Source organism: Pantoea sp. UBA5923, assembly GCF_002431095.1.
In the GTDB taxonomy this organism is placed as follows: domain Bacteria; phylum Pseudomonadota; class Gammaproteobacteria; order Enterobacterales; family Enterobacteriaceae; genus Pantoea; species Pantoea piersonii.
The window spans coordinates 1-13221 of record NZ_DJDN01000081.1 but is presented as its reverse complement, the minus strand read 5'-3'; the positions used below and the strand labels follow the sequence as shown (position 1 = coordinate 13221).

General features: G+C 56.3%; 10 protein-coding genes and 1 pseudogene. 5 read left to right on the top strand and 6 right to left on the bottom strand.

Features of this window, described 5'->3' with window-relative positions:
• The 3 genes from wecA to trxA form a co-directional block, all read right to left on the bottom strand.
• Nucleotides 1-1086, bottom strand: coding sequence for a UDP-N-acetylglucosamine--undecaprenyl-phosphate N-acetylglucosaminephosphotransferase (gene wecA / locus B3797_RS18945; RefSeq protein WP_311784246.1), 1086 nt, complete (start codon nt 1084-1086; stop codon nt 1-3).
• A 280-nt stretch (nt 1087-1366) separates the two neighbouring features.
• Nucleotides 1367-2626 carry a transcription termination factor Rho gene (gene rho, locus B3797_RS18940; protein WP_123801086.1) on the bottom strand — a complete coding sequence of 420 codons (1260 nt, stop codon included), beginning with the start codon at nt 2624-2626 and terminating at the stop codon, nt 1367-1369.
• 344 nt (nt 2627-2970) lie between these two features.
• On the bottom strand, nt 2971-3303 hold the full coding sequence (gene trxA / locus B3797_RS18935) for a thioredoxin TrxA (protein ID WP_033754540.1): 333 nt from the start codon (nt 3301-3303) through the stop codon (nt 2971-2973).
• Nucleotides 3304-3420: 117 nt separating this feature from the next.
• On the opposite strand from trxA, the gene rhlB reads away from it, so the two are divergent.
• Together rhlB and gppA are read left to right on the top strand one after the other, a co-directional pair.
• Nucleotides 3421-4713, top strand: a complete 1293-nt coding sequence (gene rhlB, locus B3797_RS18930) for an ATP-dependent RNA helicase RhlB (RefSeq protein WP_311784245.1) — start codon at nt 3421-3423, stop codon at nt 4711-4713.
• Nucleotides 4714-4721: 8 nt separating this feature from the next.
• Entirely contained in the window at nt 4722-6206 is a 1485-nt protein-coding gene (gene gppA / locus B3797_RS18925; protein WP_311791884.1) for a guanosine-5'-triphosphate,3'-diphosphate diphosphatase, read from the top strand.
• Nucleotides 6207-6222: 16 nt separating this feature from the next.
• Here the strand turns inward: gppA and rep are convergent, their stop codons facing one another.
• Complete coding sequence (rep, locus tag B3797_RS18920; RefSeq protein ID WP_120457973.1) at nt 6223-8244, bottom strand: DNA helicase Rep; 2022 nt, start codon at nt 8242-8244, stop codon at nt 6223-6225.
• 74 nt (nt 8245-8318) lie between these two features.
• On the opposite strand from rep, the gene ppiC reads away from it, so the two are divergent.
• Nucleotides 8319-8600, top strand: coding sequence for a peptidylprolyl isomerase PpiC (ppiC, locus tag B3797_RS18915; RefSeq protein WP_126690489.1), 282 nt, complete (start codon nt 8319-8321; stop codon nt 8598-8600).
• Here the strand turns inward: ppiC and B3797_RS18910 are convergent, their stop codons facing one another.
• Nucleotides 8601-10661 carry an AsmA family protein gene (locus tag B3797_RS18910; RefSeq protein WP_311791883.1) on the bottom strand — a complete coding sequence of 687 codons (2061 nt, stop codon included), beginning with the start codon at nt 10659-10661 and terminating at the stop codon, nt 8601-8603.
• Between the two features lie 63 nt (nt 10662-10724).
• Nucleotides 10725-11498, bottom strand: coding sequence for a cyclic-guanylate-specific phosphodiesterase (gene pdeH, locus B3797_RS18905; RefSeq protein ID WP_311791913.1), 774 nt, complete (start codon nt 11496-11498; stop codon nt 10725-10727).
• A gap of 280 nt (nt 11499-11778) precedes the next feature.
• On the opposite strand from pdeH, the gene B3797_RS18900 reads away from it, so the two are divergent.
• Together B3797_RS18900 and B3797_RS18895 are read left to right on the top strand one after the other, a co-directional pair.
• A complete protein-coding gene (locus B3797_RS18900) occupies nt 11779-12711 on the top strand; it encodes a sugar kinase (protein WP_311791882.1) in 933 nt (310 codons plus the stop codon).
• Nucleotides 12712-13044: 333 nt separating this feature from the next.
• Nucleotides 13045-13221, top strand: a pseudogene (locus B3797_RS18895) (alpha/beta hydrolase); the annotation flags it as partial.

Sequence of the window (13221 nt, the reverse complement as noted above, 5' to 3'; positions counted from 1 at the left end):
TCAGGGTAATTTTTTCTTAGCATCGCCGTGAGCGTTCAGACGACGTTTTATACGACGAATCAGGCGCGCCACGCGCCAGGCGTGTTTCAGGCAATAGCCGTAAAACATAAACGCCACCATAAACAGCACCAGCATCACCCATTCAGGGATAAAAGCGAGATATTCGCCGAGCACGCCGATGCCGGCGAGAATAGCGGCTGCCACGGTGATCAGCACAAACGCCTGACGCGAGGTGAAGCCGGCGCGCATGATCAAATGGTGAATATGCTGGCGATCAGCGGAAAAGGGACTCATGCCTTTGCGCAGGCGGCGATACATAATCGCCACCATATCCATCAGCGGAATGGCGATCAGCCAGAGTGCAGTGACGGGCGTAATCGGATGGCTTAACCCCTGCGTGGTCTCCAGCAAAATCCAGATAATGGTAAAACCAATCATGGTGCTGCCCGCGTCGCCCATAAAGACTTTATAGCGGCGGCCGAGGAACCCCAGATTCAACAGGATGTAGGGAATAGTGGCGGCGATCATGGCGAAGCACCACATCGCGAGGCTGTATTGACCGTCGAAGCAGAGAATAATGCCCATCGCCGCAAAGGTGACGGACGAAAGACCGCCCAGCAGGCCGTCAATGCCGTCCACCATATTAAAGGCGTTAATTGCGGCCCAGACGGCGAACAACGTCAGAACGTAGCCGAACGGCCCTACTACCAGCTCCACAGGGCCGATAATAAAGCCGAGACTGAGCAGATAGAGCTTGGCGCCCACCATCATCGCCACCGCTACGGCAGCCTGAACGATGGCGCGGATTTTAACGCTGATATCGAAACGGTCGTCGAGCGCGCCGACCAGCACCAGCAGCCCCGCGCAGATAAGATAGAGCGTGGCGTGCGGCAGATAAAACCGGGTGATGAGAAACATAAAGCAGATGCCGGCATAGACGGAAATACCGCCGACCAGCGGAATCGCGCCGTGATGGCGTTTACGGGAATTTGGCGTATCGACCAGGCCTATTTTTTTAGCCGCTTTGCGCGCAAAAAAGATAAAGACTAAAGAAAATAGAAAAGTAAGCCCCAGCTCAGTACTCATAGTGAGTAAATTCACGTTTAACGCTCTCAGCTAAAATCAGGGACAGGATAAACAAACTGCATGTTTTTGCCTTTCATCCCGAGTCCGAATTCTGCTTCCGACCACGCGCGCATGGTTAATTTTTGCGCACTGCCGCCGCAGTCATTATAAATGCTCCTGCCAGCGGTAATCCTAATGCGCACAAATAAAAAACGCCACGTTAAGACGTGGCGTTAGGGCGATTTCCTGCGCATTTAGGCTAAAAAAGCCGGTTTAGCCGTTTCGATCGGTCGATGCAGGATTACGAGCGCTTCATCATATCGAAGAATTCGTCGTTGGTTTTGGTCATTGCCAGTTTGTTGATGAGGAATTCCATCGCGTCGATTTCGCCCATTGGGTGAATGATTTTGCGCAGGATCCACATCTTCTGCAGCTCTTCCTGAGAAGTAAGCAGCTCTTCTTTACGCGTACCGGAGCGGTTGTAGTCAATCGCCGGGAAGACGCGTTTTTCAGCGATTTTACGTGAGAGATGCAGCTCCATGTTACCGGTGCCTTTAAACTCTTCGTAGATCACTTCGTCCATCTTCGAACCGGTGTCGATCAGCGCGGTTGCAATGATGGTCAGGCTGCCGCCCTCTTCCACGTTACGCGCGGCACCGAAGAAACGTTTCGGACGATGCAGGGCGTTGGCATCAACACCACCGGTCAATACCTTGCCGGAAGCCGGCACGACGGTGTTGTAGGCACGCGCCAGACGGGTGATGGAGTCGAGCAGAATAATGACATCTTTCTTGTGCTCAACCAGGCGCTTCGCCTTCTCGATCACCATTTCGGCGACCTGAACGTGGCGTGAAGCCGGTTCGTCGAAGGTAGAGGCGATAACTTCGCCTTTGACCAGACGCTGCATCTCGGTCACTTCTTCCGGACGTTCGTCAATCAGCAGCACCATCAGCACGCAGTCTGGATGGTTATAGGCGATGCTCTGCGCGATATTCTGCAGCAGCATGGTTTTACCCGCTTTCGGCGGCGCGACGATCAGACCACGCTGGCCGCGGCCGATCGGCGAAGCCAGATCCAGCACGCGTGCGGTAAGGTCTTCCGTCGAACCATTGCCGCGCTCCATGCGCAGACGGCTGTTGGCGTGCAGCGGCGTCAGGTTTTCGAACAGAATCTTACTACGCGCGTTTTCAGGCTTATCGTAGTTAACCTCGTTAACCTTCAGCAGTGCAAAGTAGCGCTCGCCCTCTTTCGGCGGACGAATTTTGCCGGAGATGGTGTCACCAGTGCGAAGGTTGAAACGGCGAATTTGGCTGGGAGAAACGTAGATATCGTCGGGACCGGCGAGGTAGGAGCTGTCTGCGGAGCGGAGGAAACCAAATCCGTCCTGCAGTATCTCCAGCACACCATCACCGAAGATGTCCTCGCCGCTCTTCGCGTGCTGTTTGAGGATGGCGAAAATAATATCCTGTTTGCGCATACGCGCCAGGTTTTCCAGCCCCATATTTTCGCCGAGGGTTATCAGCTCAGAAACCGGCGTATTCTTTAATTCGGTAAGATTCATAGTGATGGGTTCTTAAACTCGGGGTAATTCTCGAAATGTTGGTCGTGAATGGTATGGCTTAATATTCCATGCCTGTTAATGGCGCTTTCAACTCTTCTCGACGATCATCGTCAGGGATGGCGACTGGAAGCGAGAGAGACGGTTGAAATGCGATGCCAAAGTTGGTGCTAACCGTCAGAATTGTCAAACCGCTGCATACGGAACGTGCTTCAGGGTTTAACAAAGGAAATCTTTAAGATGCAAACTACAAGGTAAGTGCGTAATGCAGTGAAAGTAACTTAGCACGCTAAAATGCGAACGTCCAGCAGTGGAAGAAAATTCGCCACCGCCGAACGTTCTCGTCCTTACGCCAGGTTGGCGTTCAGGAACTCTTTAAGCTGGCTTTTAGACAGCGCGCCGACTTTGGTCGCCGCGACTTCACCGTTTTTGAACAGCAGCAGCGTCGGAATACCGCGGATGCCGTACTTCGGCGCAGTGCCCGGGTTGTCGTCGATGTTCAGCTTGGCGATAGTGAGCTTACCGTCGTACTCTTCGGCAACTTCGTCGAGAATCGGGGCGATCATTTTGCAAGGACCACACCATTCAGCCCAGAAATCAACCAGCGTGACACCTTCTGCTTTCAGAACGTCTGCATCGAAACTGTCATCGGTGAGGTGAACGATTTTATCGCTGCTCATGTATTACTCCACAAGATTATGCCTGGCGAATTGGCGTAAAGTTTACCAACGAAGGTTGACTTTATTTCATCGGATACGCTTTCGTAAAGCGATAGTAAGCTGATATTCTACCACACTATGAGCAAAACACACTTAACAGAACAGAAGTTTTCCGACTTCGCCCTGCACCCTCTGGTCGTGGAAGCCCTTGATAAAAAAGGCTTTCATAACTGCACGCCTATTCAGGCGTTAGCTCTGCCCTTTACGCTCTCAGGGCGTGATGTCGCAGGCCAGGCGCAAACCGGTACCGGCAAAACGATGGCGTTTCTGACGTCAACGTTTCATCATCTTCTCTCTCACCCCGCGCAGGAAGGCCGTCAGATCAATCAACCGCGCGCCCTGATCATGGCTCCGACGCGTGAACTGGCAGTGCAAATCCACGCCGACGCCGAACCGCTGGCGCAGGCAACCGGCCTGAAACTGGGTCTGGCTTACGGCGGCGACGGTTACGACAAACAGCTTAAAGTGCTGGCCGACGGCGTAGATATTCTGGTCGGTACGACAGGCCGCCTGATCGATTACGCTAAACAGAATCACATTAACCTCGGCGCGATCCAGGTACTGGTGCTGGACGAAGCCGATCGCATGTTCGATCTCGGCTTTATTAAAGATATTCGCTGGCTGTTCCGCCGCATGCCGCCTGCGACGCAGCGCCTGAGCATGCTCTTTTCCGCCACGCTCTCATGGCGCGTGCGCGAACTGGCTTTCGAACACATGAACAACGCCGAGTACGTTGAGGTGGAGCCAGAGCAGAAAACCGGGCACCGCATTAAAGAAGAGCTCTTCTACCCGTCGAACGAAGAAAAAATGCGCCTGCTGCAGACGCTGCTGGAAGAAGAGTGGCCGGATCGCGCCATCGTCTTCGCCAATACCAAGCATCGCTGCGAAGATATCTGGGGCCATCTGGCGGCGGACGGCCATCGCGTCGGCCTGCTGACCGGCGACGTTGCCCAGAAGAAGCGCCTGCGCATTCTGGATGACTTCACCAAAGGCGATGTCGATATCCTGGTCGCTACCGACGTTGCGGCGCGCGGTCTGCATATTCCTGCGGTTACCCACGTCTTTAACTACGATCTGCCTGACGATCGCGAAGACTACGTTCACCGTATCGGCCGTACCGGTCGCGCGGGCGCAAGCGGACATTCGATCAGCCTGGCCTGTGAAGAGTACGCGTTGAACCTGCCGGCGATTGAAGAATATATCGGTCACAGCATTCCGGTGAGCAAGTACAACAGCGATGCGCTGATGAACGATCTGCCGCCGCCGAAGCGCCTGGCACGTACCCGCACCGGCAATGGCCCGCGTCGCGGCGGCAACAACGCGAATCGCCGTGGAGCGCCGCGTAATAACAACCGTAAACGTTCAGGTTAATCCACACTATGCTAAGCGCATCGTCACTTTATGCTGCGATTGATCTGGGCTCCAACAGCTTTCATATGTTGGTGGTGCGCGAAGTTTCCGGAAGTATTCAGACCGTCGCGCGTATTAAGCGCAAGGTGCGTCTGGCTGCGGGCCTGGATAAAAATAACCATCTTTCCGTCGAGGCGATTACGCGCGGCTGGGAGTGCCTGAAGCTCTTCTCCGAACAGCTGCAGGATATCCCGTCTGAACAGATTCGCGTTGTCGCTACCGCTACGCTGCGCCTGGCAGCCAATGCGAACGACTTTCTTTTTACCGCGCAGCAGATTCTTGGCTGCCCCATCAACGTTATCAGCGGTGAAGAAGAAGCGCGCCTGATTTATCAGGGCGTCGCGCACACCACCGGCGGTTCGGACAAGCGGCTGGTGGTCGATATCGGCGGCGGCAGCACCGAGCTGGCTACCGGCGACGGCTCGCACGCCTCTGTGCTCTTTAGCCTGCCTATGGGGTGCGTCACCTGGCTTGAACGCTTTTTTAGCGACAGGCATCTGGCGAAAGAGAATTTCGCCGCCGCCGAGCAGGCCGCACGCGATATGATCCGCCCGATTGCCGCGCCGCTGCGCGCTCATGGCTGGGAAGCCTGCGTCGGCGCCTCCGGCACCGTACAGGCGTTGCAGGAGATTATGGTGGCGCAGGGCATGGATGAACGCATCACCCTGAGCAAACTCCAGCAGCTAAAACAGCGCGCCATTCAGTGCGGCAAGCTGGAGGAGCTGGAGATCGAAGGATTAACGCTGGAGCGTGCGCTGGTTTTCCCCAGCGGGCTTTCGATTCTGATTGCGGTATTCCAGGAGCTTGGCATTGAGAGCATGACTCTGGCTGGCGGCGCGCTGCGCGAAGGGCTGGTTTACGGCATGCTCCACCTGCCGGTAGATCGCGATATTCGCAGCCGAACCATCCAGAACGTACAGCGTCGTTTTTCCATTGATGTGGAACAGGCGGCGCGCGTGCATCAGGTGGCGGACGTTTTTTTCCGCCAGGTAAGCACCGTATGGAAACTGGATCAGCGCTGTCGAGAGCTGCTGCTCAGCGCCAGCGCGATACATGAAATCGGCCTCAGCGTCGATTTTCGCCAGGCCGCACAGCACGCCGCCTATCTGGTTCGCCATCTCGATTTACCCGGCTTTACCCCCGCGCAAAAGAAACTGCTGGCCTGCCTGCTGCAGAACCAGAGCGGCAGCATTGATTTAGCGCTGCTTACCCAGCAAAACGCTTTGCCGCCGCGTCTTGCCGAGCGCCTGTGCCGACTGCTGCGGCTGGCGATTATCTTTTCCAGCCGCCGTCGCGACGATACCCTGCCTGCGGTGCGTCTGCAGGCTGACGACGATACGCTGCAACTTACTCTGCCGACAGACTGGCTGAACGCGCATCCGCTGCGCGCCGAGCTGCTTGAGCAGGAGAGCCATTACCAGTCCTATGTGCACTGGCTGCTGACCATCGCCTGATTTAAGACAGGGCTTTTTAGCCCTTCTTCGCCTTCTCCAGCATCGCTCGCAGTCCGGCGACCCGCGTTTGCCCGGTTTTCATTCGCTCTTCTGCGCTGACGACTTTGCGCTCGGTTTCCCAGACGACATCATCCTGCGGCAGCTCCAGCAAAAAGCGGCTCGGCTCCGGACGCACCAGTTCGCCATACTGACGCCGCTCGCGGCAGAGCGTAAAGGTCAGCTCTTTCTGCGCGCGCGTGATGCCCACGTAGGCCAGACGGCGCTCCTCTTCGATATTGTTCTCATCGATGCTGCTCTGATGCGGCAACAGTCCCTCTTCCATGCCGACCAGGAAGACATAGGGGAACTCCAGCCCTTTCGAGGCGTGCAGCGTCATCAGCTGCACCTGATCGAGATCTTCGTCGCTTTCGCCGCGCTCCATCATGTCGCGCAGCGTAAAGCGCGTCACCACCTGCGTCAGCGTCATCGGCTCATCGATATCGCTCCCTTCCAGCATCTCCGTCATCCACTGAAACAGCGTGTTGACGTTCTTCATCCGCATCTCGGCCGCTTTCGGACTGCCTGACGTTTCGAACAGCCAGCTTTCGTAGTCGATGCCGCGGATCAGATCGCGCACCGCATTGACCGGCTCACGCTCGGTCATCTGCACGATCTCATGCAGCCAGTGGGTAAAGCGCTGCAGGTGCTCCAGACCGCGCCCGCTCAGCGTCTGGCCTAATCCGACGTCGAAGCTGGCGTTAAACAGGCTTTTGTTGCGCAGGTTCGCCCACTCTCCCAGCTTTTGCAGCGTCGCCGGGCCGATCTCACGACGTGGCGTATTGACGATGCGCAGAAACGCGCTGTCGTCGTCCGGGTTAGTCAGCACGCGCAGATAGGCGAGCAGATCTTTGATCTCCGGCCGCGAGAAAAAAGAGGTGCCGCCGGAAATGCGATAGGGAATGCGGTTCTGCATCAGCAGCTTTTCAAACACGCGCGACTGATGGTTGCCGCGATAAAGAATCGCATAATCTTTGTACTGCGTTTTATTGATAAAGTGGTGAGCAATCAGCTCGCCCGCTACGCGCTCTGCCTCATGATCTTCATGATTCGCAGTCAGCACCTTCAGCTCGCTGCCGAGACCCAGCTCGGAGAAAAGTCGCTTCTCAAATACGTGCGGGTTGTTGGCGATAAGGATATTCGCTGCTTTCAGGATACGCTGCGACGAGCGGTAGTTCTGCTCCAGCTTGACCACTTCCAGCGCCGGAAAATCCTCTTTCAGCAGCACCAGGTTTTGCGGCCGCGCGCCGCGCCAGGAGTAGATAGACTGATCGTCATCGCCTACCACGGTAAAGCGCGCCCGCGCGCCGACCAGCAGCTTCACCAGCTCATACTGGCTGGTGTTGGTGTCCTGATACTCATCCACCAGCAGATAGCGAATGCGCTGCTGCCAGCGTTCGCGGACCTCCTGATTACGCTGCAGCAGCAGCGTTGGCAGCAGGATCAAATCGTCGAAATCGAGCACGTTGCAGGACTTCAGATGCTGGTCGTAAAGGCTGTAGCAGTGGGCGAAAATATTGTCGCGCTCGCTACGCGCCAGCGCGGCGGCGCGCGGCGGATCGACCAGATCGTTCTTCCAGTTGGAAATAGTGGAAATCAGCTGCTGTAGCAGCGTCTTGTCCTCTTCCAGCCACGGCTGCGTCAAATCTTTCAGCAGTGCCAGCTGGTCGGTATCGTCGAACAGCGAGAAATTGGACTTCATGCCCAGCGCGGCATATTCGCGCTTGATAATTTCCAGCCCCAGCGTATGGAAGGTGGAGATCATCAGACCGCGCGCCTCTTTCTTTCCCAGCGTCTGGGCTACGCGCTCTTTCATCTCGCGCGAGGCTTTATTGGTAAAGGTCACCGCCGCGATATGGCGCGCCTGATAGCCGCATTCGCGAATCAAATGGGCAATCTTGTTGGTGATGACGCGGGTTTTGCCCGATCCCGCTCCCGCCAGTACCAGACAGGGGCCGGTAACAAACTCGACGGCGCGTTGTTGGCTGGGGTTTAAACGCATAGTAAAAAATCGCTCAGTAAAAAGGGAGGAGGATGAAATAATGGGCGGCCAGTATACACAATCAGAGGACTATCATGGCGAAAACCGCGGCGGCTTTACACATTCTGGTGAAAGAGGAAGCGCTGGCTCACGAGCTGCTGGCGAAGCTGGAAAAGGGCGCCAGTTTTCAGCAGCTGGCGAAGAAGCACTCTACCTGCCCTTCCGGGCGCAACGGCGGTGACTTAGGCGAGTTTCGACAAGGCCAGATGGTGCCGGCCTTTGATAAAGCGGTCTTCACCTGCCCGCTGCTGAAACCTTTTGGGCCGGTGAAAACCGCATTTGGCTATCACATCATTAAAGTGCTCTACCGCAGCTGATTACTTTTTGCTTTTCATCTGCTGCAGCACGTTGCTGCACTGGTTATCCTCGTTGTCGCTTGGGCTGATTAACGCCAGCAGCGCGGCGGCGGGGCCTACCACGGTGCCGAGCGCCACGGCCGCCGCGCCGCGCGCCAGCAGGGGACCAGCTTTTACTCCAGCGTCTGGATTTTTAAAGGTGCCGCGTACATAAAGCGGCGAACGCAGCGTCACGATGCGGATGCCTTTACTCTCTGGATTAATCGAAAGATCCAGACGCTCGCTGGCGAAGTTGGCGTTGCCGGTAACGTTGATTACCGCGTTTTCGGTGTCAAACACAAACAGGTTCGGCGTCGCCACGCCGTTTTGCAGCTTCACATCCGTCGCAGCGCAGTTAATACGCACCTCATCGTCGCCAAAGAGCCTGCCGACCACATAGTTTCCGACGTTCAGCCCGGCGATCTCCATCAGGCTGCGGCTAATTACGCCGTCGTTCATCAGCAGCTTCAGCTGGCCGTTACTGGTCGCCAGCAAGTCCGCCACTGAATTGCCGGTGCCGGTAAAGCTGGCGTCGCCGTTCAGCTGCCCCAGGCTGCGCCGCATCGCTTCAACATTCGGGAAGAGCTGCCGCAGATGCAGGCTCCGCGCGTGAATATCGGCGCGGCCGCGCATCGGCGATTTATCCCCTTCAAGACGGATAGTGCTGTTAAGCGTGCCGCCCGCCATGCCGAAGCGCAGCGGATCGAGCAGCAGATCGCCATCTTTTAGCTGCAGATGTGTATAAAGATCGCTTAACGGCAGCGAACTGCCATGTTCGATGCGTTTGCCGGTGAACTTCACGTCGGCATCCATCACGTCCCAGTTTTTGGTGTCAAAGCTGTCATGCGGCAGCACGCGATCGGCGGGCTGTGTCGATTTACCGTCTCGTTTCGTCTTCGCCTGTTCGGTTTTCTTGCTGCCTTTGCCGGAGTCGACGCCGATAAGCGGCCCCAGATCCGCCATACGCAGCTGTTTCGAACTCAGCTCACCCATCAGCGCCGGACGCGGTTTGCCCTGCGTGTAGGTAAGCGAGCCGTGAATATCGCTGTCACCGATATGGCCGTTAAAGTTCTCGTAATGGTATTCCGGCCCTTTTTTCCCGGCGAAACGGGCGATCAGGTGACCGTCAGTTTCATAAGGTGGCGTGTCAGGCAGCAGTACGCCGGTCAGGCCGTAAAGGTTAGCGAGCGTATCGCCGGAGAAGCGCAGTCGCACATTCACGCCACCGAGATTCATCGGATCCTGAATGCCGCCCGTGACCTGCACGCGCGTGGTGCCGTTACGCACATCGGCCTGAATGGGGAATGGCGTCGTTTTGCTGCGCAGCGAGAGCATGCCGCCGGTTTTGCCTTCGCCTTCCAGCTGCTCGTTGTTGTAGGTGCCGCGCGCTTCCCAGCCGAAGACAAAGTCGCCCGCGCCTTTTTGCGCATCGCTGCCGCCCGCCACCTGCCCGTAAGCCACCGGTTTACCGAGCGGATTAATTTTTACCGTGACGTCAGCTTTATTAACCGCATCGCGGTAGCGCACCTGGCCCTGGTCGAACAGAATATTGTCGAGGCGGAATGACCAGGCGGATGGCGGCGCATTGGGATCGGCGTTATCGCTGTTGGCAAGATTGAAGGTCCAGTTGTTCTTTTTATCGGCAGTCTGAATCAGCCGCGCATCGGGCTGCTGGAGTTTGATCCATGGAATGTAGATCTCCTTATGCAGCAGCGCCAGCGGCGCCAGGGTCGCGTCGACGCGCTCCAGATGCACCATGGTGACCTCCGCCATTTCAGGCGGATTGCCTAATATGATGTCCTGCGCGTGAACATGGGGCCAGGGGATCCAGCTGCGCCAGCCTGGCTCATTGCGGTTGCGCTCCCAGGCGACGCCCAGATCGCCGCGAATCGCGAACTGGCGGTTCAGCTCTGTCGAGACCTTCTGATTGATGGTGGGCTTCAGGCGATTCCAGTCAAAAGTCGCGATGATCACTATAATCACCACGATCAGCAGCAAAAGAATCCCGACTATCCAGCTAACAATTTTTCCTGCGCGCGACATCTCGCTTCCTCCTTGCCTTTCCACAGTCTCCGTTAAAGATAGTCGAGACGTTGTGGAAGGGCATCAGGCAAGCTGAAGCGGCAGATGATTAAGTTGTGAAAAAGGGACCGGCCTTGAAAAAAAGTAGCCTTGCGCCGCCATCGCGGGGGAACAGCACACCTGCCGCCACTCCTCTTCGGTTTCAACACCTTCGACGATAACGCCGTTACAGTAGCGGTTAATCAGCGCCAGCAGCATAGAGAAGAGCGCTTTGCCCTCTTCTGTTCCGCGCAGCAGGATAAACAGCTCGCGCGACAGCTTGATGTAGTCATACTTCAGCTCCGTCAACGCTGAAAAGTTCGCCATGCCGGAACCAAAATCATCCAGCCACAGCGGCCCCAGTTCCGGCATCTGCGCAATCATCTCTTCCTGCGGCAGCGCGTGATGCTCAGTAAGCTCGAAGCGCACCCACGGCAAATCGGTGATTAAACGACGAATCGGCGGATGCTGCTGGATTGCCATAAGCGTCGGACCGTCGATATTCACCGACGCGACTACCTGATTGTCGCAAAAAAAATGCTGCCACTCTTTCAGCAGCGCCAGCTGTTCATGGACCACATGCAGACGCTGGTTAATCGCCAGCGCCTCAAAGTAAGCCTCCGGCGACAGCCGTTTCTCCGGCGCGGTCGGATGCGTGACCGCCGTCAGGATTTCAATTGCCAGCAACCGGCCCGATACCTGATATATCGGCTGGAAAGTGTAGAATCGTTGGCATTGCTGCCAGAAGAGACGCGCTTCCTGTTGTAGGTTGATGTCAGCTGAAGAAGGTAGCCAATGACTAATATTCTTCATCACCATGGTTTTTTCCTGGTTGTTGGCGAGTGCCATGTGTCAGCTCAGCGGCAAGTATCGGCTGTTCCCGCCATATCTTTATCCGCCTGCCGGACACATAAGACTACAGAGTGTAACAACCCAAATCGGACGCAATCGTGAAAAAAAGCCCGGCTTTGTCCGCTAAATCGCCGCAAAGACAGGCTTTTTTTAACTTAAGTGGAATTAAAACGTCGTTTTAAAAATCATTGACGTCTGCCATACCAGACGCGAGACTAAGGCACTATTTCACTACAGGCCAAATACCATGACGCATAAAAAAATAGCCATCATCGGCGAGTGCATGATTGAGCTGTCCGAGAAGGGTGAGAACATTAAACGCGGCTTTGGCGGCGATACGCTGAACACGGCAGTTTATCTGGCGCGCCAGGTCGATGAGGCGCAGCTTAGCGTCGATTACGTCACGGCGCTGGGCATCGACTCCTTCAGCGATCAGATGATCGCCGCCTGGCAGCAGGAAAAGGTCAATACCGGCTTAATCCAGCGGCTGGAAAACAAGATGCCTGGCCTCTATTTCATTGAAACTGATGATAAAGGCGAGCGTACCTTCTGGTACTGGCGCAGCGACGCCGCCGCGCGTTACTGGCTCGACGCCCCGCACGCCTCTGCCATCGTTGACGAGCTGGCGCACTACGATTACCTCTACCTGAGCGGCATTTCGCTGGCGATTTTGCCCGCCGATAGCCGCGAGAAGCTGATGGCGCTTCTGGACCGCTGCCGCGCCAGAGGCGGTCAGGTTATTTTCGACAATAACTATCGTCCTCGCCTGTGGGCCGACAAAGCAAGCGCGCAGCAGGCCTACAGCGCCATGCTGCAACGCACCGACATCGCTTTTCTGACGCTGGATGACGAGCATCTGCTATGGGGCGAGTATCCGCTAAGCGCGGTGATTGAGCGCACGCGCGCGGCAGGCGTCAGTGAAATCGTGATTAAACGCGGCGCGGACTCTTGTCTGGTCGCGATCGGCGACGATGCGCTGATCGATGTGCCAGCGGTGCGCCTCGATCCGGCGAGCGTGATTGATACCACTGCCGCGGGCGACTCCTTTAGCGCGGGCTATCTGTCCCGGCGTCTGACGGGCGGTTCGCCGCAGGCGTCTGCCGAGCGCGGCCACCTTACCGCCAGCACCGTTATCCAGCATCGCGGCGCGATCATTCCGCTGGAGGCGATGCCGAAATAAAGGCATGCCAGTCTACCGGGGCGGGTTATTTTCGCCGCTGAATGGCCAGCCAAAACAATATTGCATTTGTGTTAGCGCCCGATATTCAGCGGTAAATATTAGTTAGCATCACAGCAAAGACTGGCGTTGATTTTTATGCGTGTGCCAGTCTCGCTTTTTCGACCTTAATCCTTATCTCTCCTCACTCCAGGCATAGTCTGAATCCTTCTCTGCGCCCCGTTTTCGGATGGACGACCGCCGAAAAAAAGACCATCTTTTCTTCAATAACAGCAGGACGCTGTTTATCCGGCCGCGACAAAAAAATTACAACACTCCTCGCATCAGGACCGTTTTATGCACACAGAAATTATCAATATCTGGCCAAACGGCGACGCGCCAGGCGCCAGCGATTCGCGCGCGCAGCCGCAGATTGTCGATCTGGCGAAAGAGTATGAGCCTTACGATCGCGCCGCCACGGGCGTGCGCTGCCCGGAGATCGCCATCTGGCATCCCGAAGAGTCTAACGGCATT